The organism is Psychrobacter sp. DAB_AL62B (assembly GCF_028895345.1).
GTDB lineage: Bacteria > Pseudomonadota > Gammaproteobacteria > Pseudomonadales > Moraxellaceae > Psychrobacter.
Genome location: NZ_SAXC01000003.1, coordinates 174,744 through 197,991, shown reverse-complemented (window position 1 = coordinate 197,991; position 23,248 = coordinate 174,744). Strand labels below are relative to the sequence as shown.

General features: G+C 43.2%; 17 protein-coding genes and 1 tRNA gene. 13 read left to right on the top strand and 5 right to left on the bottom strand.

Going from position 1 to position 23,248, the window contains the following annotated elements:
* The first annotated feature begins 7 nt into the window (after window positions 1-7).
* The 7 genes from EPB74_RS05930 (at window position 8) to EPB74_RS05900 (ending at window position 10,438) form a co-directional block, all read left to right on the top strand.
* On the top strand, window positions 8-1,648 hold the full coding sequence (locus tag EPB74_RS05930; RefSeq protein ID WP_274903317.1) for a cardiolipin synthase: 1,641 nt from the start codon (window positions 8-10) through the stop codon (window positions 1,646-1,648).
* A gap of 116 nt (window positions 1,649-1,764) precedes the next feature.
* Window positions 1,765-3,306 carry a tetratricopeptide repeat protein gene (locus EPB74_RS05925; protein ID WP_274903316.1) on the top strand — a complete coding sequence of 514 codons (1,542 nt, stop codon included), beginning with the start codon at window positions 1,765-1,767 and terminating at the stop codon, window positions 3,304-3,306.
* Window positions 3,307-3,428: 122 nt separating this feature from the next.
* Window positions 3,429-5,018: a 3-deoxy-D-manno-octulosonic acid transferase gene (locus EPB74_RS05920; RefSeq protein WP_274903315.1), complete on the top strand. Its 1,590-nt coding sequence runs from the start codon at window positions 3,429-3,431 to the stop codon at window positions 5,016-5,018.
* A gap of 20 nt (window positions 5,019-5,038) precedes the next feature.
* Complete coding sequence (locus tag EPB74_RS05915) at window positions 5,039-5,815, top strand: 16S rRNA (uracil(1498)-N(3))-methyltransferase (protein ID WP_274903313.1); 777 nt, start codon at window positions 5,039-5,041, stop codon at window positions 5,813-5,815.
* 260 nt (window positions 5,816-6,075) lie between these two features.
* A complete protein-coding gene (locus EPB74_RS05910; RefSeq protein WP_079692240.1) occupies window positions 6,076-7,200 on the top strand; it encodes an extracellular solute-binding protein in 1,125 nt (374 codons plus the stop codon).
* A gap of 68 nt (window positions 7,201-7,268) precedes the next feature.
* Window positions 7,269-8,945 (top strand): ABC transporter permease, encoded by a 1,677-nt coding sequence (locus EPB74_RS05905; RefSeq protein ID WP_274903312.1) that lies wholly within the window; start codon window positions 7,269-7,271, stop codon window positions 8,943-8,945.
* A gap of 254 nt (window positions 8,946-9,199) precedes the next feature.
* The gene (locus tag EPB74_RS05900; RefSeq protein WP_254423031.1) at window positions 9,200-10,438 is read left to right on the top strand and encodes an ABC transporter ATP-binding protein; all 1,239 of its coding nucleotides are present in this window, start codon (window positions 9,200-9,202) and stop codon (window positions 10,436-10,438) included.
* Between the two features lie 64 nt (window positions 10,439-10,502).
* Here EPB74_RS05900 and EPB74_RS05895 read toward each other — a convergent pair whose 3' ends face one another.
* Window positions 10,503-11,354, bottom strand: coding sequence for a methyltransferase domain-containing protein (locus EPB74_RS05895; protein ID WP_274903310.1), 852 nt, complete (start codon window positions 11,352-11,354; stop codon window positions 10,503-10,505).
* 516 nt (window positions 11,355-11,870) lie between these two features.
* Here EPB74_RS05895 and gyrA point away from each other — a divergent pair.
* The 5 genes from gyrA to EPB74_RS05870 all read left to right on the top strand — a co-directional run bounded on the left by gyrA (window position 11,871) and on the right by EPB74_RS05870 (window position 18,420).
* Window positions 11,871-14,687 (top strand): DNA gyrase subunit A, encoded by a 2,817-nt coding sequence (gyrA, locus tag EPB74_RS05890; protein ID WP_274903308.1) that lies wholly within the window; start codon window positions 11,871-11,873, stop codon window positions 14,685-14,687.
* A gap of 111 nt (window positions 14,688-14,798) precedes the next feature.
* Complete coding sequence (rarD, locus tag EPB74_RS05885) at window positions 14,799-15,869, top strand: EamA family transporter RarD (protein ID WP_274903306.1); 1,071 nt, start codon at window positions 14,799-14,801, stop codon at window positions 15,867-15,869.
* A gap of 329 nt (window positions 15,870-16,198) precedes the next feature.
* Window positions 16,199-16,867 carry a glutathione S-transferase gene (locus EPB74_RS05880; protein WP_079692235.1) on the top strand — a complete coding sequence of 223 codons (669 nt, stop codon included), beginning with the start codon at window positions 16,199-16,201 and terminating at the stop codon, window positions 16,865-16,867.
* 102 nt (window positions 16,868-16,969) lie between these two features.
* Window positions 16,970-17,227 (top strand): hypothetical protein, encoded by a 258-nt coding sequence (locus tag EPB74_RS05875; protein WP_274903305.1) that lies wholly within the window; start codon window positions 16,970-16,972, stop codon window positions 17,225-17,227.
* A gap of 32 nt (window positions 17,228-17,259) precedes the next feature.
* Entirely contained in the window at window positions 17,260-18,420 is a 1,161-nt protein-coding gene (locus tag EPB74_RS05870; RefSeq protein ID WP_274903304.1) for a ribonuclease Z, read from the top strand.
* Between the two features lie 15 nt (window positions 18,421-18,435).
* Here EPB74_RS05870 and EPB74_RS05865 read toward each other — a convergent pair whose 3' ends face one another.
* Window positions 18,436-19,434, bottom strand: a complete 999-nt coding sequence (locus EPB74_RS05865) for an ATP-binding protein (protein ID WP_274903302.1) — start codon at window positions 19,432-19,434, stop codon at window positions 18,436-18,438.
* Window positions 19,435-19,502: 68 nt separating this feature from the next.
* Here EPB74_RS05865 and EPB74_RS05860 point away from each other — a divergent pair, with 68 nt between their 5' ends.
* On the top strand, window positions 19,503-20,516 hold the full coding sequence (locus EPB74_RS05860) for a serine/threonine protein kinase (protein ID WP_274903301.1): 1,014 nt from the start codon (window positions 19,503-19,505) through the stop codon (window positions 20,514-20,516).
* A gap of 6 nt (window positions 20,517-20,522) precedes the next feature.
* Here the strand turns inward: EPB74_RS05860 and EPB74_RS05855 are convergent, their stop codons facing one another.
* The 3 genes from EPB74_RS05855 to EPB74_RS05845 all read right to left on the bottom strand — a co-directional run bounded on the left by EPB74_RS05855 (window position 20,523) and on the right by EPB74_RS05845 (window position 23,197).
* A complete protein-coding gene (locus tag EPB74_RS05855; RefSeq protein WP_274903300.1) occupies window positions 20,523-21,047 on the bottom strand; it encodes a hypothetical protein in 525 nt (174 codons plus the stop codon).
* A 115-nt stretch (window positions 21,048-21,162) separates the two neighbouring features.
* Window positions 21,163-21,247 (bottom strand) — tRNA-Leu (locus tag EPB74_RS05850).
* A gap of 222 nt (window positions 21,248-21,469) precedes the next feature.
* Window positions 21,470-23,197 (bottom strand): sigma 54-interacting transcriptional regulator, encoded by a 1,728-nt coding sequence (locus EPB74_RS05845; RefSeq protein WP_274903299.1) that lies wholly within the window; start codon window positions 23,195-23,197, stop codon window positions 21,470-21,472.
* Window positions 23,198-23,248: the final 51 nt, after the last annotated feature.

The window sequence follows — 23,248 nt, the reverse complement described above, 5'->3', positions numbered from 1 at the left end:
TTAAAGATTGGAGGCGAATATAGAAGCTTTAGCTACTACTGAGCAGCAGATTGCGGCATGGTCATGGACTGATTTTGCTGGACTGGGTCTGATATTCCATATTATTCTCATGATAGTGATGACTTTGCGTATTGTCTCGGTGCAGCGAAACATTGGTGTGACCATTGCGTGGATAGCCATTTTGTTTACGCTGCCTTTGTTTGGGTTGATTGCTTATGTGTTGGTAGGTGAGCCTATGATTGGTCGCCGTTATCGCAATCGCATGGATCAGGCACGGCTGCTTATGAATGAGATGGCACAGCGTGAGCGTTTGGTTTTTGATAAAGGTCAAGAGGTACTAGCTGAGCATTACCGTGGTGTCAGTCAAATTGGGACGCGCTGGACAGGGTTCGGTGTGTTTTCAGACCATGACATGCAACTACTGACGCATCCTAATATTATTTTTAAACGTTTGATTGATGATATTGATGCTGCTCAACGCACTATTTTGATGGAGTTTTATATTATTTACCCTAAAGGGCAAGTGATAGATGTGATAGAGGCGTTGATGGCAGCTGCTCAGCGCGGTGTGGAGTGCCACATTCTGATCGATAGTGTGGGTAGTTTTAGCTTTTTTAATAGTGCTGAACATAAGAAGTTAGAGCGCTCTGGGGTTTTTGTACACCAATCGCTGCCGGTGGGGCTTTTTAAGACGTTATTTAAGCGTTCAGATTTGCGCAATCATCGCAAAATCGTGGTTATTGATGAGTACATTGGTTATATCGGTAGCTTTAACTTGGTCGATCCTAAGTTTTTTAAGCAAGATAAAGCGGTCGGGGAATGGATTGATGTGGCCATACGCAGTGTCAGTGACAACGAGATCAGTATTGCCACTGCGATGGCAAAGGTAGTGGTCACCGATATTGGCGCTGAAAACAGCGATAACTTAGATGCGTTGCATCAACGAGTGAATAGCTATACGCGTAAATTGTATGTGCGCCATCCGACTATCAATGATATCAATAGCCGGATAAAAGTATTGGATGATGAGGTAGAACCTTTGGAACAGCCTAGCACTGGGGCAGTGTCAACGGTGATTCCACAGATGCCCGTGGTAAAAGGTGTGGTCGCACAGCTGATTCCTTCAGCACCGCAAGTGACGGCACATGTCATTTATAATACCTTAGTGACTATTTTGCATCGGGCGAATCAGCGCATTCGTATCACGACGCCATACTTTGTACCTGATGAGGCATTGTCAGGGGCGTTGGTAACGGCAGCTAAGCGCGGGGTTGAAGTCACGCTAATCATTCCTGAAAAGGTCGATTCGTTCCTAGTTCAGCACGCCTCGCAAGCTTATTATCAAGAATTGTTGGAGGCTGGCGTGACCATTGCCTTGTTTAAAGGCGGTCTGTTACATGCCAAAACCGTGGTCATTGACGATGATTATTGTTTATTTGGTACTGTTAATATTGATATGCGCAGCTTTTATTTAAATATGGAGGTCAGCTTGGCTATCTATACCCCAGAAATGGTCGCACAAGTGGCTGACTGTCAAGAGTCATATCTACAGAACTGTCGTTTTTTAAGCTTAGATGAGTGGCAACAGCGACATGGGGCTGAGCGGTTGTTTGATAATGTGGTACGCTTATTTAGTCCGTTATTGTAGGGGTTCGGATTGTAGCAATTTGGATTTTAGGTTAAGGTAACGACGCATTTTTTATTATCGTGTTTGCTTGCTCATTTCTATTATCACTGTATATTTTTAAAGGATAGGCTTTTATTATGTCTGCATCGCCCTTAACGCCACTTGATTATATTGCAGCAGGCTATTGGCAAGATTTTTTAGCTGGACGTCCTATCGCTGGCGGTATTGCCTATGAAGCAGAGTTGCGCCACTGCACATTGGATGAATCGCTGGCAAGTTTGCAACGAGTAGACACTTTATTGTCGCAGATACGCCGCGATATGATCAAGGCTGGCATGTGGGATGAGGCGACGTTATTAACGGACGAGCGCTACCGTAATTTTATGGTGTTTTTGGCGTTTTATGCAGGACGAGTATTGGCACAGCAGTGGCAGCATACGCCGCAGTGGCTTGGTCGGTTTGAGCTACGTAAGCGTTATCCGCAATTACCGCTGATAACCGATGATTTTTATCAGCACATGGCGGTATTTTATGGCTCTGATAATACTGTCTATGAAAACGATCAAAATAGTAATGATAATGTAAAAGCCCCTCTATTTTTTGCGTTAGAACCAATAGGGTTGCGTCTATTTGGTCATATCGACCGGCAGTTTATATCGGTACAAGATGAGCAAGTTGCCAGTGGTTTATACCAAGCGGTCAGTGCAAAGCTGCCAAGTTCTATTGATGATGAAGCCTCATTAGTAACGACGACTCCAAGCATCAGTCAAAATATGCATCCAAGTGCTGATTCAGCTAGGTCTATTAATACAAGCCAAATTACTGGTAGTATCGACCCGTTATTAAATAAGTCTACGGAAGACGCATCGACAGCTACTGTGGTTTTGAATGATGAAACCTCTCAACGCGCTATTTTAAATAAGCCGGTTGAAACGGATCTACCTCCTACTGAGATTCAAACAAAATCGATACTCTCTGAATCTGCGGTTTCTAAAACAGAGTCGCCAGTCGCATCAACGATAGCATTGGCAAAACCCAACCCAGTTGCAGCTTTAAAAACCCCAGCAAAAATATCACCTACACCAGAGATTTTTAGCCAACTGCTAATAGAACTAGATGAGATAGAGGTACTGCAAGCGGCTGGCAACAGTGAATATCAGCAAGCACGTAATATCCTAGATCAATTTGAACAACATATCGCTAAGCAACAGAAACCACGCGCAAAAATCATATTCTCAGAGACCCATTTACATTCAAAACAACAAGCGCTGCTGATATTACAAGACGCTGCGAATGCTGGTAACACTGCTGCGATGCTGCGTTTAGCGATGTATGAGTTACTTGCTGAAGGCCTAAAAGCGGATAAAGCTGCTAGCACAGAGTCTGGGGTTGAATGGGTTAAGCAAGCAGCCAGCAAGAACGACAGTCGCGCCCAGCGCCTATTGAGTAAGATGTATTACCAAGGGGTAGGTCTCCCGCAAGACATAAATATTGGTAAGTATTGGCTCGCGCAAGCCGCAGAAAACGGTCATGCAGAAGCCGCCAGTTTGGCAAATCAATGGCAGCAAGCACAAGCGTTAATCGCGACGCAAAAACAAGAGCAGCATAGTCTCAAACGCTATCAGATATTGTTTGCAGTGATTATCGTTGTCGCATTACTCATCATCGTTCTTGTCTAAAAAAATTCTGTCTCAAAATTTACGTTTAAAAGCTTATCGTTAAGCGCTTAATTGAGGTAGAATTGGCGCGTTTTTCATGAGCGCATCCTACTATCTGATCCATTAATAATCTGGGTTTCTCCATGCCATCTTCTGATACCTCAGCAAAATATTCTACCAAAACCGTTCAGCCCATGCAGAGCCGAACAGTTCATAAGCCACCTGTGTATTATCAACTGAGCATTGGCTTACTAAAGCCGCTATATCGCCTGCAAGTATGGCGACGCTCACACAAGCGTGATAATTATCAACAAGAAGTTGAGCAGCGTTTTGGTAAGCGTTATCCATTACCTCCTGTAGTGGAGGCAGCGAATACGCTAAATGCTAAAGCAGATGTGAGTGGCAATGGCAAAAAAGTCATATGGTGCCATGCCGTCTCTTTAGGTGAAACCAACACAGTCGCGCCATTATTAGATGCATTATTGGCTCGTGGTTATCGGATATGGTTGACCAATACGACGCAGACAGGGTTTGCACGCGGAGCCAGTCGGTTTGCCGAAGACATTGCTCAAGGTCGATTGAGTCATAGTTATGTGCCTGTTGACAGTCCGGCTGTGATTGAAACGTTTTTAGCTCATGTGCAACCTGTGGCCGCTTTATTTGTGGAAACAGAGCTATGGGCAAATATCTTGACCAAATTGTCTGAGCATCATATTCCAAGTATCTTGGTCAATGGGCGATTGTCAGCATCTTCTTTTAAGAGCTATCAAAAAATTGGTGCGGTGAGCGCCAGTATGATGAAAAACCTGAGCTTGATTATTGCGCAGGATAATGACTCTGCCAAACGCTTTCGGCAGTTGGGTGCGCATAGTGCGCAAATCCGTGTGGCAGGCTCGCTGAAGTGGGTGATTAATACGCCTAAACTGAAGGATAAAGTGTCTGATATAGATGGCGATATAGACGATGAGCGTGCGAATATACAAGCACATACGAGCAATATCGCCGCAGATTTAGGCATAATGAATCGTCCGATTTGGGTGGCAGCAAGTACTCATAGCGGTGAGGAAGAAGTGGCATTGGCGTGGCAGCAGCAAATACTGTCAAACCCTACACTGACAGATGCGCTACTCATTATCGTTCCTAGACATCCAGAACGCTTCGATGAAGTGGCAGAGCTTATCCAAAAGTCAGGATTTGTAATGGCGCGGCGCAGTATCAATGAAACCATCACAGCGCAGACACAAGTTTATCTGGCAGATAGTATGGGCGAGCTGATGGATTGGTTTGCGCTGGCGGATGTGGCGCTTGTCGGTGGCTCACTAGTAAATATTGGTGGACATAATCCGGTTGAGCCGGCGAGTGTGGCAACGCCAGTATTGATGGGTATTTATACGCAATCTTGTCAAAATGTCGTGGATAAATTGGCTAGCGTAGGGGCGTTATATCAACCAAAGAACGAGTTTTATTGTCCCATTGGTGATGATGAGCAAAGCGCGCAACCGCACCCCTCTGAGACGGATAAAAAGTCTTTAGATGGCGAGACGCTTCTTTATCAACAGCTAAAACACTGGTTGAGCCATCCATCATTAGCCAAACAAGCAGGGCAAGCGGGCGCACAGATGACAGAGCAGCAACAGGCAGTATTAAGTCGTCAGTTATCGATGATTGAAGATATTATTGAGCAGCATTCGATGCAAACTTTGAGCCAATCCTTAAGCCAAGATTTAAACTAATATTTAAACTAAGAGACGCTATGAACTGTATTCTATTACCGGCTGCTCATTTTTCAAACGACTCTGCCCAAATCAACTCAGTAGCGCAAATTGCTCATATCAATAAGGTATTAGCAGCAAAAATGGGTGATACCTTAAAGATCGGACAGCTTGGCGGCAATCTTGGCACTGCTATCATTGAACATATCACGCCTGAAAGTATTCAGCTGCGTAATGTACAGCTGGCTATAAAGCCACCGCCTAAGCTAGGTATCACTGTAGTATTAGCATTGCCACGCCCAAAAGTATTGCGCCGTCTTATTATGGATATGACCGCGCTTGGCGTCCACGATATTATTCTTATCAATAGCTATCGCACCCAAAAGAGCTATTGGCAAAGCCCAATGCTTAGTCGGCTTAATGAATTTGTACTAGAAGGGTTGCAACAAGGCGTTGATACTATCGCGCCGCGTATTAGTCTGCAAAAACGCTTTAAACCTTTTGTCGAAGACGAATTAGCACATCTAATCACCAATCGTGCCATCGTTGCGCACCCTTATGGTGCTTTGTCATTTTCACAATATCTACAACAGCAAACCTTAGTAACCCCTGAAAAAAATGAGGGTTTGCTTGCAGAGTCTGAGTCATCAAATAAAACGATATTGCCAAGTATGGTATTCATCGGTGCAGAAGGTGGCTGGATTGATTATGAAATTGAGTTACTTGCCACCCAAGGTTGCCAAGCCGTACATATAGGCCCGCGTATATTGCGTACGGAAGCGGCGGTTAATGCCATGTTGGGTCAATGGCTGTTATAAAATAATAGTTAAAAAATCAACGCCAAATCAAGGCTGAATTAATATTATTAGGCGTGGAAATTGGCTCAAAAATAGCTTGTTAAATAGCATTAATACGTCATTATTTGGCTGAATGACTGAGTTAAACAAATGTATTGATAATTAATCTCATTTCCATTAGTATATGGTTTCCAGACATTAAGGTCTTATTAATCCTACCAATCCATGATTTTTAATGTCGTTTTATACTACTTATCCGTCGCGCTCTTATGGGGAAAGCCATGTCATTAACTGCTATCAGTGCAACTTTATCTTCTACTAAGCTTACTTTACCGGTTACTGTATTTGGCATCATGTTAGGGCTTGCTGGCTGTAGTAACTCATCTACTCCAGAAGAGAGCGTTGATGCTGAAACGCCAGCGCCTAGCACTGAGCAAAAGGCGGCTAATGATGGCGCTACTACTGCTGCTGGACAAACGGTGACGATCTACTCATCACGTAATGAGCAGTTAATCAAACCTTTGTTAGACCGCTATACAGAACAGACGGGTGTCAAGATTGAGCTGGTAACCGATAAGACCGGTCCACTTATGGCGCGTCTGCAAGCTGAAGGTAAAAATACCCCAGCCGATATGCTGTTAACAGTTGATGCTGGTAACTTATGGCAAGCAGCAGAACAAGGGTTACTACAACCGGTCGCGTCGACTGTTTTAGAGGCAAATGTGCCTGCTAAATATCGTGATCCAAAAGGTCAATGGACTGGTTTGTCACTGCGTGCACGCACTATCTTTTATGACCCGAGTAAAGTAACAGCCGATCAGTTGTCCACCTATGAAGATTTAGCTGATCCAAAATGGAAAGGCAAACTGTGTCTACGTACCTCGAAAGCAGTTTATAATCAATCACTGGTTGCCAGTATGATTGAAAACTTGGGCGAAGAGAAAACAGAAGCAGTTATTCGCGGCTGGGTTGCTAATTTAGCCACCGATGTGTTCAGTGACGATACCAGCATGCTAGAAGCTATCGCCGCAGGTCAATGTGAAGTGGGTGTTGCCAACAGCTATTACTATGGTCGTCTCTTTGATGAAAAACCTGACTTCCCAGTGAAGATATTTTGGGCAAACCAAGGTACGACAGGAACGCACGTGAACATCTCTGGTGCCGGTGTAGTAACAAATTCAGACAACCCAGATGGCGCGCTTAAATTGATGGAATGGTTGTCATCTGATGAGGCGCAAGGTATTTACGCCAGTTCTGATAAAGAATATCCGGTAAAAGTAGGTATCGATGAGTCAGAGCTGCTCAGATCATGGGGTCCATTTAAACAAGACGATATCAGTGTACAGAAATTTGGCGAACGACAAACCCAAGCCATTCAAATGATGGATAAAGCAGGTTATAAATAAAAGGCTACCCGTCATTTAGCGGTCAGTTATTTGATGGGGTCATTATGCGTATGACACGGTAATAATCTATGATAACAATGCCAGAAGCGTCTGCTAATCAGGACAATACTGTCAACGAAGATAATAGTGACAATAGGGCTATTAGCCAAGACCATGCCGTCCGTAAACGTATCATCTCGAAATCAGTCTTAGGACTGATTTCGTTGTTTATGCTGGTACCGATTTTAATAGTATTATTGTCGTGGACGCAGCCAGTAGCCGATATTTGGACGCACATGCGTGAGTACGTGCTGCCACAAGTCCTCAAAAATACCGCCATTCTACTAATGATGGTGACGGTAATTTCTGGCACTATTGGCACCGCAATGGCTTGGGTCACCAGTATGTACCGCTTCCCTGGACAGCGGTTTTTTTCGTGGGCATTGATGTTACCACTGGCGATGCCAGCTTATGTGCTGGCGTTTGTCACAGTCGGCATCGTTGATTTTAGTGGACCACTGCAAACTGCTTTAAGGGATTTTGGAATTACGGCTGCCATCCCATCGGTGCGTAATGTTTGGGGCGCAGGTTTGGTATTATCGTTGGCGTTTTATCCTTATGTATATTTGCTGGCGCGCCAAGCTTTTTTATCTCAGGGTCGACGGGCGATTGAAGCAGGGCAGATGCTTGGTCTGAGTCGTAGTCGAGTGTTTTTTCGGCTGGCGTTACCGCAGGCATTGCCGTGGGTTATCGGTGGATTGTTGCTGGCAACTATGGAAACGCTAGCGGACTTTGGCGCGGTTTCGGTATTTAATGTCGATACCTTTACCACTGCCATTTATAAAGCATGGTTTGGCTTTTTTAGTTTGACGACTGCCGCTCAGTTGGCAGCTTTGCTAATCGGTGTGATATTTATCGTCGTCTTGTTTGAGCAGTATTGGCAGGCAAAGCGTGGCAATACGGTTACTCAAGGGAGTAATCAGCGTTTTGAAGCCAGTAAGCCCGCTAAATGGGCAATGACACTACTCTGCACATTGGTGTTTTTAATCGCGTTTTTGATACCGTTTTTACAGCTGATTTATTGGACCGCATTAAATTTTCAACAAGATTTTGATGCGCGCTATATTGATTTTGTGACCAATAGCCTCATGATTGCTAGTATGACCACGGCATTTATCGCCTTTTTAGCGATTATTATTGCGTGGGTTAAGCGCCAATATCCTGATAAGTCCACCAAGCTAATGACCACTTTAGCCAATTTAGGTTATGTGGTTCCGGGCACAGTCTTGGCAGTCGGCATCTTTATTCCTATTGCTTGGCTTGATAATCAGCTGATTGCTTTTGGTATTACCTCCACGCAGTTTTTGTCAGGTAGTGTGATTGTCATGCTCCTTGCCTTATCGACACGCTTTATGACTGTGAGCTTCCAGCCGGTAGACCGTCAACTACAGCGCTTGACGGCGAATCAAGAAGCGGCCGCTAAATTGCTTAGCGATAGTCCTTTTCAGCGTTGGCGGCAAGTGATGTTGCCAGTTCTTAGCCCTGGTATACTGACTGGGTTATTGATGGGCTTTGTCGAAGTGATGAAAGAGATGCCGATTACTTTGATGACACGGCGGCAAGGCTGGGATACGCTAGCCGTCCGCGTGTTTGAGATGACCAGCGAAGGCATGTGGGGACGAGCAGCATTGCCAAGTTTGTTTATTGTGCTGGTAGGTCTTATTCCTGTTTGGATATTGCTGCGTCAAAGTGACAAGCAAGGTTAATATGTTTTTATTAAAAGCGGTATTTTTTTAAATAACCCGCTGGTTTCTAATAGTTAGATAATTGATGTCCATCGTCATTTTTAGCGTTTTAATTATGGGTTTTATTCACTAATAGCTCACTGGTACCGTTTATGTATACTGACTTGATCAACGATTCAATAAATCCAGTAGACTCTAAGTCCGTAAAGACTCAGAGCAACGCACGACAACATCATTTGGAAAAGTCACCCGTCACCATCATAACAAAGGCGCAAATGTCGCAAGCTTTAGCGGATAGAGACTTACAACAAGGGACGCTCAATTCAGATAGCCCCTCCACTCAATATAATGAGACCGCAGCCATTCAGCCTTATTTTAGTGTACAAGATTTGGTTGTCGGTTATGGCGATACGATAATCGTCAATGGGTTATCGTTAGACTTACAGCAAGGTGAGATTGGCTGCTTTTTAGGTTATAGCGGCTGCGGAAAAACCACGGCTTTAAGAGCTATTGCCGGATTAGAGCAGAGTCGTGGTGGAAAAATCAGCTTAAATGGTCAGCGTCTAACCGAGCAGACAGCGCGTACCTCATTTGCGGTAGTTCCAGCCAAACGTGGCATGGGTATGGTGTTTCAAGACTATGCGCTGTTTGGGCATTTAAGCGTGGCAAAAAATATTGCTTTTGGTCTGAATAAATGGTCTGCTGCCGACAAAAAAGCGCGTGTCGCTGAGATGCTAGATCTTGTTGAATTGTCTGAACATGCGGATAAGCGTCCAAATGAGCTATCCGGTGGCCAGCAGCAGCGGGTAGCATTGGCCCGTGCATTGGCACCGAAGCCCAAACTCTTGCTACTCGATGAACCCTTTTCTAATTTGGATGTGGTCCTGCGTGAATCACTGGCAATGAACGTCCGTGATATTCTCAAACGTACCAATACCACTGCTATTTTGGTGACTCATGATCAAAATGAAGCGTTTGCCTTAGCAGATAAAGTCGGGGTGATGAATAAAGGCAAACTGGTACAGTGGGCGACACCAAGCGAGCTATATCATGAGCCGGTCAGTCCGTTTGTCGCTGAGTTCGTCGGTGAAGGGGCGATGATAGATGGCATTATCAAAGAAGGTCACGTTGAAACGGCGCTTGGAGATATTTATCGACGTATGGAAGTCTATGATGAATCAGGGCAGCCGCTATATTGCGAGTATGATTATCCTAATGGTACGCCGATTAAAGTACTGGTACGCCCTGATGATATCGTCCATGATGACGAGAGTATACAAACCGCATTAGTAGTTGGGCGGGTATTTCGTGGTGCCAATTATTTGTATCGTTTGCAACTCGCTGATGGTCAAACCGTCTTGTCATTAGTGGCCAGTCATCATAATCACGAAATTGGCTCACAAATTGGCCTCTTACCCATACTAGAGCATGTCGTGGTGTTTGATGAAAAAGATATCAATGCCACGACTTGGTCAGAATATGATAGATCAGAGAGAATTGAAGAAATAAGATAGCGGTTATCAAAAATTATTCTTAACAGTTCTTATTAAAAGCTATTATTAAAAAGCATTGTCACCGTTAATTGTGCCGAGTTGCCAATATATGTAAGTAACGACCAAGCCATTTATACGGCTCTAATTGTGAGTAGCGTAGCTCCATGCGTATCACCGCTTCAGGATCGTTATGACCGCCACGTTTAAGCGGCGAATAATCATGAAATACGCGCAGACCACTGGTAAGTACCGTATGATAATGATGCGCCTCTAACCAAGATTCCACTTCTTCTTTTGCGACCGGATGATTTGGCGTCAGGCTTTTTTTGTTGTCCGCTTTATATTCAGTGTTATCTAATAGGTTAAAGTTACCCATAATAAGATTGCGATAATCAAAGCTGGCTGGATTATAAAAACACAGTGAAATGGCACCATTCTCAGTCAGATGGCGGTCAAAAAAATCCATCACCGCTGCTGGTTCTGCTAACCATTCGAGCAGGGCGTGGCACATGATTAAGTCGAATTTCTCCGTTTTATCAGCAAGCTTCTCTTCGAGTTCTTGATACGGGCAAACATACCAAGTGATATCCAATTTCCCCTTATTTTGATCGACACTTACTTTTGCTTTTTCCAGCATATTGGCTGAGATATCATTAATAACCAGCGTATGTCCTTGAGTGGCAAGCTCAATCGCAATCTGTGCAAGCCCTGCGCCTACATCCAAAATACGTAAGGGTCGTCCAAGCGTTTGACTCATTTGCGCACTATATTCAAAAATATCACGGCGCAATACTGCCAGCCGAATATCCCCTTTTAAGCCACCATAGACCTTTTTTTCAAAATGATCAGCAATCGCATCAAAGCTACGATCGGTGCGCGCAGTTTCTTCTGCATCTACTTTTTGGCTATGGTTAATATCTTGATTGTGATTTTGCATAAGGTTTATCTGTCTTAGAGTGTGATATTTTATCAAGTTGCATATTGTGGCGTATCGTACAATAAAGCATGGGGCTAAGCTAGGGTTGGTTGAGAGATACAGCATGTTTGCTATTACACCATACTCGAGGTATTCAACGGTTTAAAAGAGGGTCAATTTGCTTGTAGAAATAGCAAAATCAGCCAGTCCAAACGAGTATGGCGTTAAAGTCGTTTTAACAGTTGTGATTAGATTAAAAAAAGACCGCTAATGAGCTGTTTTGCTTGATTTTAATGGCATCTAGATGCCCCTAAATCAACAAATTTGTGCTAAAATAGCTTCTTTTATTAAACATTAAAACTATCGCCATTTTCCTATTGTTTTGCACGCTTAACAGTGCTTTTTTTATGGTTTATATTTTGATAGTAGCTGCGCATTTATGTCGCTATATTTTTGTATAAGTTATAAGTGTCTCTAGAAAAAGAGTCTCTAGAAAAAGTGTCAACATTAGAAAAAAATATGAGTGAGGGAGTGTATATGAGCGAATCGGTCAGTCCTATTGGCATCGTAGATGAACTAAAGCAATCCTATCTGGATTATGCGATGAGCGTGATCGTCTCACGTGCGCTGCCTGATGTGCGTGATGGCTTCAAGCCTGTACACCGCCGTGTGATGTACGCTATGCACGTGCTATCTAACGACTACAACAAGCCATACAAAAAATCAGCCCGTGTGGTCGGGGACGTCATCGGTAAATATCACCCGCATGGCGATAGTGCGGTTTATGATGCGATTGTGCGGATGGCGCAGGATTTTAGCTTGCGTTATCCTATGGTTGATGGTCAAGGTAACTTTGGCTCGATCGATGATGATCCACCGGCAGCAATGCGTTATACCGAAGTGCGTATGACCAAGTTGACCCATCAAATGCTGGCAGATTTGGATAAAGACACCGTCGATTGGGAAGATAACTACGATGGTTCTGAGCGTATGCCTAGCGTCATGCCGGCACGTGTTCCTAACTTGCTGGTCAATGGTGCAACCGGTATTGCTGTTGGCATGGCGACCAATATGGCACCGCACAACCTCACCGAAGTGATTAATGCGTGTTTGGCTTATGCCAACAATCCGCAAATCTCTGCTGAAGAGCTGATGACTCATATCTCAGGTCCTGACTTTCCTACAGGCGGTATTATTTATGGTCGCGCGGGTATTTTAGACGCCTATCGTACGGGTAAAGGTCGTTTACATATTCGCGGTCGCTATCATATTGAGCCAATGACAGACACCGGTGTCAACCGTGATCGTGAGCGTATTGTCTTCACCGAAGTACCGTACCAATCTAATAAAGCTAAGATGATTGAACGTATTGCTGAACTCGTACGCGATAAAAAAATTGAAGGCATTAGCGAAATACGTGATGAGTCTGATAAAGACGGTATGCGTATTGCTATTGACTTGCGCCGCGGCGAAACAGCCGAAGTTATTGTTAATAACTTGTTCTTGCAAACGCCACTTGAGTCCAGCTTTAGTATCAATATGGTGGCGCTCGATAATGGTCAGCCAAAGCTACTAACTTTACGTCAGCTGATTGCTGCCTTTGTACGCCATCGCCAAGAAGTGGTGACCCGCCGTACTATTTACGAGCTTAATAAAGCGCGCGTTCGTGGTCATTTGCTCGAAGGCTTAACCGTTGCACTGGCGAATATTGACGAGATTATTGCGGCTATTAAAGCGTCCGCTAGTCGCGCTATGGCCCGTGAAAACTTACTAGATAATACCTGGGGCTCAGGCAGTGTAGTCGCCATGCTAGAGGCGGCTGGTAGCCAGTCAGTACGACCTGATTATATCGAAGGTGAAGATCCAAAAGCACCGTTTGGTCTCATTGATGATCAAAATGCAGGTGAGCAGCGCTATCGTTTATCACTTGAGCAGGTCAATGCGATTTTAGACATGCAATTACATCGTCTAACGGGTCTTGAGCAAGATAAATTAACTGAAGAATATCAGGATCTATTACGTGAAATCGCGAATTTAGAGTCTATTCTTGGCGACTTTGAGAAGCTAATGACCATTATTTCTAACGAGATGATTGAGATTCGTGACAACTTTGGTGATGAGCGCCGTACGGATATCGTTGATTCGCGTACTGACTTTAGCCGCGAAGATTTGATTCCTGAACAAACCGTTGTGATGACCGTATCGCGTACGGGTTATGCTAAAACGCAGCCTATCGACGATTATGTGGCGCAAAAACGTGGCGGTAAAGGTAAATCTGCGACCGCCATGAAAGAAGACGATGTGATTGACCATTTAGTCGTAACCTCTACTCACTCGACGGTACTGTGCTTCACAGATACGGGTCGTGTGTTTAGCTTACGCGGTTTTGAAGTACCTATTGCCAGTCGCGGCGCCCGTGGTCGTCCATTAGTCAATCTTATTGGCTTGAATGCTGATGAGACAGTCACGACGATATTGCCCATTCCAAAAATAGTGGAAGAGTTATCTGCAAAAGACGAGATGTCAATAGTGGATGCTACCGATCGTACAGATAGCGATAGTGATGATGATTCATTAGAAAGCAGCAATGAAGCACAGCCACCGTTTGTATTCTTTGCGACAGCCAATGGTACGGTGAAGCGTGTAGAGCTCAAGCAGTTTGCCAATATTCGCTCAAACGGTCTTATTGCCGTTGGTCTAGAAGAAGGCGATAAATTGGTAAGCGCTCGTATCACTGATGGTAGCCAAGAGGTGATGTTATTTGCCTCAAGTGGTAAAGCCATCCGTTTTGATGAAAATGATGCGCGCGCTATGGGTCGTACGGCAAAAGGCGTTCGTGGTATGCGTCTGGTTAATGATGAGTTTATTAAGTCATTGGTGGTTATCGAAGATGACGTACGCGAAATCCTAATCGCTTGTGAAAACGGTTTTGGTAAACGTACCTTTATTGAAGAATTTAATAAGCAAGGACGTGGCGGTGGCGGTGTTATCGCGATTAAAACTAGTGAGCGTAATGGTGCGCTAGTTCGTGCGACCAAGGTCGAGCCTGAAGACGATATTATCTTAATATCAGATAAAGGCACACTAGTCCGTACGCCAGTGCAACATGTCGCCAGTTCGGGTCGTAATACTCAAGGTGTTACCTTAATTCGTCTGTCAAAAGATGAGAAGCTGGTCGCTATGGCGCGTGTTGAACACGAAGAAGGCGACAACGAGCTAATCGATGCGATGAGAGAAGACGGTACGTTTGATGTAGAAGGTCAAGAGCAGATCGATATTGATGCGGCAAATATTGATGCTGCAGAAACAGATGTCAATGAATCTAGTCATTCAGAAACTGACACTGACGAATAACGCTTTCATTAGTTAGCTTTTTGATCTGGTTTTTGCATCACTGTTCTAGAAAAAGCCTCTGACGTTATCGTTGGAGGCTTTTGTTTTTTTCTATTTATTAAGGCTGTTGTTATGCTTACGACCAACCAAACCTTTCAGGGAACTTTAGCTTCGATATCATCAAGTTTTTTATTCTCATTAATGTTCTTATTTGGGCTATTTATGCTGCCGTTATCGGGTACGCAAGTAGCTTCATGGCGCATATTAATGATGCTCTTGAGCTTAGTGATATTGGTCAGCTTCACCAAGCAGTGGCAACATGTCTTTGATTATCTAAAAACATTAAAGTCCGTAAAAGAGTGGATTATCTTTATATTACCAACACCGATTTTGGGTGGGCAGATTTGGCTGTTTATGTGGGGACCGGTGAATGGTTTCGGTCTTGATGTCACGTTGGGCTATTTTTTATTGCCGCTGGTGATGATAATAGTCGGACGTTTTTTTTATCATGAGGATATGAGTACACTACAGTGGCTCGCAGCGCTCTGTGCAGCGCTTGGTATTGGCTATGATATATTTCAATACGGTAGCGTATCTTGGGTGACTTTGTTTGTGTGCTTGGGTTATCCGCCTTATTATCTTTTACGACGTAAGCTTGCTGTACCGCCAATTACGGGTTTGTTATCAGATTTGACCTTGCTCACGCCTGTGGTACTGATTATGCTTTACGTTAGTGGCGGCTTTAGCATGGCGGCACAAGCCAGCAAGTTTTGGTATTTATTGCCACTGCTCGGTGCTTTTAGTGCGCTTGCCATGTCGCTGACCATGATTGCCAGTAGTAAGCTACCTGTTTCGCTATTTGGGGCGCTCAGCTATGTAGAGCCCATGCTGTTATTTGTATTATCCATTACCATCTTAAATCAAAGTTTGGATGAAGGTGGTTCTTTATTTATGTATGGCATGATTACTTTGGCATTATGTATCATGATTATTGATAGTATCAAAGGCTATCTTATTCGTCGTCGTGACAATCATTTACATGGCTACCGAGAGCCGCAAGTGGGCGGATTTCCACCGCGTCGTCGTTTAAAAAATTATCGTATAGAGGGTATATTAAAGGCGCGTCGTTTCCGTAAAATCAGAAAGTATCAACAAAAAATAGATAAGATTACTCGTAAAATTGAAGCGTTAGATTCAAAATAAGTATTGAGATCAGTGTTAATTGTATATGGTATTAATATTTAAACTTCACTTAAGAAATATTGTTTATCATCACTTTTCGTTATTATCTTCCCTCGCTGCTTTTATGACTGTTTTTTATTACTAAGCTACTAAGCTACTAACTACTAAGCTACAAGGCTATATGGCTATATGGCTATATGGCTATATGGCTATATGGCAAGGCGATAAAACAGCAATTAAGTACATTATTATCAATCACTGTTATAATTGACTTAAATCGGGATTTTCTGTTTAAAAGCTATCTATAAAGTATAATAGCGAACTACAAAAACTTATTACAAGGATTGTTTATGTTACACCTTCATCATTTAGCAAACTCACGCTCATTCCGCATCTTATGGCTGTTAGAAGAGCTTAACATCGATTATAAATTGACTTGTTATGAGCGCAATAAGGCGTATCGTGCACCTGACAGTTTGAAGCAAATCCATCCGCTCGGTCATGCACCAATGTTAGAAGTAGACGACCGTGTGCTGATTGAATCAGGATTTATCATCGAGTATTTATTAAAGCACTATGATACAGAAAAGCAATTTAAGCCAGCTGATGACAATGAGGCTGCGTGGGAAGCTTATACTTTTTGGCTACACTTTGCTGAAGCGTCAGTGATGCCGCCATTGGTCATGCGTTTGGTCTTTACTAAAGTGGTTGAGCAGTCGCCTATGCTCATCAAGCCTGTGAGTAAAAGCATTAGAAATCAAGTCGAAAAAAGCATGATAAGCAATAGCTTGGATGCTATATTGACGATGATGGAGCAGCATTTACAAGATAATCATTGGTTTGCTGGTACAGAATTTAGCGCCGCTGATATTCAGATGCACCTTGCAGTTGTCGGTGCCAATGCAGGTTCAGGCTTAAATAGCAGTAAATATGCCAATATCTTAAATTGGCTCAAACGCTGTGAAGAACGTGATGCCTTTAAGCGAGCAGAAGATAAAGGTGGTCGTGTTAAGTTTTAAGTACTAGCATATAATTAACCATATCAGTGATAAACACTGAGTTTAATATTAAAATAAAAGGTTTTGTTTATTCTTAAGCAAAACCTTTTTTAGGATAAAGTAATGACAGACCTTAATAAATCTAATTCCGAAAATATCCATACAGATAGTGCTGCTGAACAACAAATTGATGCTGTACATGCCAAGAGTCAGCAGGTATCTGTCAAAGCATGGTCACAAAAATTACTGGTGGTTTTGCTGTGCCTGGCCAGCTTTTATGGCGGTTGGAAATCCTATGAGTCCAATATGATTAATGAGTGCACTGCTAATGGCGGGCAAATGGTTGAAGGGCAAAGAACCATGCTATGTCAATTGTCATAAATAGTGAGATTAATAAGTAAGGAAGATAGTCGATGCTAAAGTTAACCTTTTTGGGTACCTCGGCAGGTGTGCCAACCAAGCAGCGTAACGTGACGGCGTTGGCGATTGAGTGTCTTAATCCATATTTGGTTGGCTCGAGTCGACAGCAGGATCAGGATAACAACCAACATACCAGCCAAAATGCTAGCCAAAATGCTAGCCAAAATAAAAAGTCACGACCGTGGTTATTGATTGATTGCGGTGAAGGCACCCAGCATCAGCTATTACATAGCAAGTTATCTTTACATCAATTAGCCGTGATTTGCATCACCCACGTACATGGCGACCATTGTTATGGTCTGCCAGGGCTGCTGGCGAGTGCGGCGATGTCAGGCCGCCACGCACCGCTAACACTCATTGCGCCAAAAGCAATTGCTACGCTGCTTGATGCTATTATTTTAACCACAGAATTACACTTACCCTTTGCCATCAACTTTATGGCGATAGAAGGTTTATTGTCTCAGCAAGATGGCAAGATTAGTTTCTGTCTGGACTCACAGCATCAGCTGGATATTGATATCACGGCATTATCTCATCGAGTCGCCTCTTATGGCTTTGGTATTACTCAAACTATTAATCGTCGCACGCTTAATAAAGATAAGTTGACAGCAGATGGCATTCCAGCAAGCGCACTGTGGGGCAAGCTGCAACACGGTGAAGATGTGATGACCGATGATGGACGTAAAATCCTTTCAGCAGACTACGTTGATAATGATGTACAGCGTACACGGGTAGTAATAGCTGGAGATAATGACAGCCCAAATTTACTATTCGACGTTGTCAAAGATGCTGATTTATTGGTGCATGAAGCCACTTATACTCATGAAGTGTTACTTAAGATTCAGGGTAAAAACCCAGACTTTGATCCCATGCACAGCAGTGCGCAATTGCTGGGCAAGTTTGCTCAGAATGTCGGACTCAAAAATTTGATTTTGACCCATTTTAGCGCTCGCTATCAGAGCTTTGATAATGCGAATAGCCGTACGCCAAACATGGCGCATATCCGTATAGATGCCGAGAGTGCTTATAAAGGTAATTTATGGCTAGCGGCAGACTTTGCACAATATGCGGTCAATGGTGCCGCTGATTTGGGAGACGGTAAAGAGAATAACCGCGTGCAGTATGTAGGATCTGCACGCGACAATGAGAAATAACTAAATGAGAAATAATTAAACGTTAAGACTGTCTTCAGCAGCCAGCTTTGATTGTCCTATCCAGTAACGGCTAAACTGATAAGCCACTCGACCAGAGCGACCACCACGCTCTGCTGCCCAGCGTAGTGCCGCTGCTCTAATATTATCAGGGAGTGCTTTATTAGTTACCTCGATGTTAGCTATTTCAACGTCCTGTGTTTCAAGATTGCTATCATCATTAGCAGCATCTATGGTGTGCGTTTGCTGGATAGATAAGTAATGGTGAACTATTTGTAAATAAGTCGTTTGATCCATCGGATGAAAGGATAGCCAGAGGCCAAAGCGATCAGATAACGACACCGTCTCATCAATAGTCTCGTAAGGATTGACCTCATCAGTCTGACCATTATAAATATTGACGTTGTCTTTCATCAATTGTGGCAATAAGTGGCGGCGGTTACTAGTGGCATAGACCAATAATTTGTCTTGCTCTGAATCAAGGGCACCATCCAAGACACTTTTTAGCGTACGGTAGCTTTCATCTTGACCGTTAAATGCCAAATCATCACAGTACACCACGTAGCGGCATTTACAATCAGCTGGTAGCGCCTTTATCGCTGCACGTATTTTATCCAGCACTTTTAGATCATCACGGGCAATTTCAATAATGCGTAAACCTTGATTATGATAGGCTTGTAGCAATGCTCGAATCAATGAAGACTTACCAGCGCCGCGTGTTCCTGTCATCAGGACATGATTGGCTGGATAGCCTTTTAGGAATTGGCGCGTGTTTTGTACCAGTTTTGACTTTTGGGTATCAATACCATGTAAGTCATCTAAACTTAAAAATAGGTTGACCACCAGCGGCTCTAAATGTCCGTTGTGACCACCGACCCAGCGATAAGCCAACTGTGTAGGATCAATCTCAATCGTTGGCGTGACCTGCGCTTGCAAATATTGACTGAGCAAATCCAATAAATGGTCAGGCAGGGCATAATTAGCAGGATTCTGAGATGAATTAGATGGTTGCGACATAATGACTCTAGCAGTTAAGGTTGTGTTTAAGTTAGGCGATAGCTGTTTAATAGGAGCTTCACTGTACCATGAAAAATAGTGCCAGTAATCCGTCTATTATACAAGCGTTACAAGCGCAATCTCAGCTGCTATTGCCAGCCATTACTCAAGCGCTGTCAGCATTACAGTATCGTGAAATAACGCATCAGCGTATTAGTCAGCAAGATAGTCAGCAAAAAAACCAAATCGACGCTAAGATATCAATCGTTTATCAAGGGTTAACGCGTGCTCAGCATCCGCAGTTTGGTTGCATGATGATTAAGTGGCAGTTAAGTGCTGATGTCAGTCAAGGCGCATCTGATTTAATTCATGAAGCCGACGTTTTAAAATCTTTAAATGCTTTATCACAAAATCAAAATAACCATGCCGCTATCGCACCGCTAATGTTAGCTTATGAAAACCTAACAGTTCAAATATTAGAGCAGTCTCAGCAGCTGACTATCATTGTCATGCCTTATTATCCAAACGGTAGCTTGGCGAATCAGCTTAGCGCTCAAAAGCATTTATTATTAACCGATAAAATAAAGCATCATTTCATCGTGCAGACTGCACATCTGATAGCCAATCTACATAAAGCGGGCTGGCTATATAATGATATTAAACCGAGTAATATTTTACTCGATGGTTTCTTGACGAATGATGCTGATAATAGCAGCATCATGCCTAATTTATTATTGACCGATTTTGCCTTAGCCGCGTCAATTAATAAATCAATGGCGGTAAATCTTGCCGGTACGCCCGCCTATCTTGCACCTGAGCGCTGGCAAGGACAGGGTGCAACACTGCAAAGTGATATCTATGCGTTTGGAATAATGATGTATGAGATATTAATGGGAAAGCGCCCATTTAAGGTAAATGTTGAAAGTAGCGAACTAATGACTGATTGGGCAACTCAGCATTGCCAACAGCCTGTACCAAAATTGCCATCAGAATACAGTCGTTATCAATGTATTATTGATAAGGCATTGGCGAAGAAAATGGCAAGGCGATATCAAAATATGAAGGAGATTTTGAGGGATTTAACATTATTGAAAAATAAGTAAAGCGTACTACTGATAGTCTTGATAGAGCGCTTCAACAGACTTATCATTAACGATGCTTTGACACTGAGCAAACTGAATATTAAACGTATCTCTCAATTCATTAACCTGATCTATATTCGTTTTGTTAGTACCAGAGTAGTAAGTCTTGGCGCTAATAGCATAGAGGCTCAATGTGTTTAATGCCTCATCACAAACCTCAAAAGGTGCAATGGTTGGCAGACGATTGACATTCACATTATCTATGATTCTATAAGTGTTGCTGATAGTGCTTGTTAATAGTTTGCTATCTTGGGTAGCAATCGCGCTTTCCATCCCTGTCTTTAGAATGGTTAGTTTTTCTAACAGTATTTCTGCATCATGGTGAAAGCCACTAAATTTATCTAAGCTCATCATAACCTTGGTATTCGAGTCTGTACCTGCACCAGCTGAAACGTCAGCTGAAATAGCGGGTTTATATAGGCTGCGAAGCCCAAAAAGACTAGCTGCTAATAGCACCAGTAGACCTACCGTTAGCCAAAATCCTTTATTCATCGTTTTAAACCAGTCATTTTATGCCTCTAATAGGAATTTTACATAAACCCCAAACACAAAAAAACCTGCTAAAAAGCAGGTTTTGATATTTGATCTAAGATGTACTATCCGAAAATGGTGGGGCTGGAGAGACTCGAACTCTCACACCTTGCGGCGCTAGAACCTAAATCTAGTGCGTCTACCAATTCCGCCACAGCCCCATTTTCGTTACTCTATCATCAAAAGCAGTTAAATTCAAATGCTATCTAGACAGTTAACTGATTCGGTAGTGCGTCTCAGTGGTTGGCTATTATATAGAGTTTGAGTAGTTTGGCAACCCCTATTTGCAACTATTTTGAGTTATTTAACAATTAATTTTACTATTTATTATAAATAGCTGATATTGCTATGATTTTCATTTGATATTTTTGCGTCTTTAATTCTTATTTGCTTTGTTGTTCTAATGAAGAGATATCTAATTGCTGCAACTTACGTGTCAGTGTATTGCGCCCCCAACCGAGCAAGTTGGCTGCTGCTATCTTTTTTCCGCCACTATGATTGAGCGCTGCCGTAATTAAGACACGCTCAAACTCAGGTGTTGCCGTCTGCAAAATGTCGGTTTCTCCAGTTTTTAGCGATTGCTCAGCCCAGTCAGCCAAGGCTTGCTGCCAACTTGGGCTTTCATGAATTTGATGGTTTTGAGCAAGTTGCAATGACGCTAAGCTTTGTTCTTGATGCGGCTCTAGAGTAGAGGAGGTATTTTCGAGCAGCTCTGGTGGTAAGTCGTCAATCATGACCGTATCGCCAGTTGTCATCACCGTCAACCATAGGCAAACATTTTCAAGTTGACGGATATTACCGCGCCATTCAAAAAACTGCATAATCTCTAGTGCCGTAGGATGTAGCTGCTTTGGTGCTGTATTCATCTGTTCAGCAGCGCGCTGCATAAAATAAGTCGCTAACGCTGGAATGTCCTCGCGCCGTGTTCGTAGTGGTGGCAGCGGTAAACGTATGACATTAAGCCGATAAAATAAATCCTCACGAAATCTGCCTTGTTTTACCAGCGCTTCTAAATTTTGGTGAGTAGCGGCGATGATACGTACATTTACTTTGACAGGCTGCTGCCCACCCACGCGATAAAACTCTCCATTGGCCAGTACTCTTAGCAGCCGTGTTTGGGTGCTAAACGGCATATCACCGATTTCATCCAAAAATAACGTGCCGCCATCCGCCTGCTCAAAACGACCTTGGCGCATCGTCGTCGCGCCAGTAAACGCCCCTTTTTCGTGACCAAAAAGCTCAGACTCAATTAAATCATGTGGAATTGCCGCCATATTGAGGGCAATAAAAGGCTGCTGCTGACGCGGTGAATGCTGATGCAAAGCGCCAGCGACCAATTCTTTACCCGTACCTGATTCACCCGTGATTAAGACAGTAATAGGCGAGTGCGCCAATCTGCCAATGGCGCGAAATACCGTCTGCATCGCTTGCGATTGACCAATGATACCGCTGGGATTGTCGTTAGCTTTGGTATCAGTTTTAACCTCAACTTTATTTTCAGCTTCTTTGTTAGTACGGTTTTGATGCTTAGTTTTGGCATCGGGTTTTGTATGAGTATTAGACCCAATTGTATGATTTTCTACAACCATATTGGGTTGATAATTAATCGCTTTATAAATCGTTGCGACGGCATCATCCAAATCAAAGGGCTTCGGCAGATATTCAAATGCGCCTGTCTGATAGCTATTAATGGCAGAAGTAAGGTCTGAGTGTGCCGTCATAATAACAATTGGCAGCTTAGGAAAATGTTGATTCACCCAATCACTAAAGGACAAGCCATCCATTAGAGGCATACGAATATCAGTCAATATCACATCAGGTAACTGCGCGGCTGACTCTCGCTGTTGCAATATATCATTGAGACGTGTCCATGCTGCCTGCGCTTGGGTAAAGCTGATAACGATAAGACCCGCATCTTCAAAAGTGTCCGCCAATACCAAACGCAGTGCTGGATCGTCATCGATCAACCATAAAGTCGCCGTATTATCATCAGTGGCATTATTGACCGTTACTTTTATTGTTTTATTATTAATAGCTTGGTCACTCATTATTTGATCGTTTGACGTTTGATTATCGCTTTTAGGTGTATGGTTGTCGTTATATTTAGTCATTTATCAGGCCTAATGAGCAATGTATTGGTTCAATTTATGATTCAGCATTTT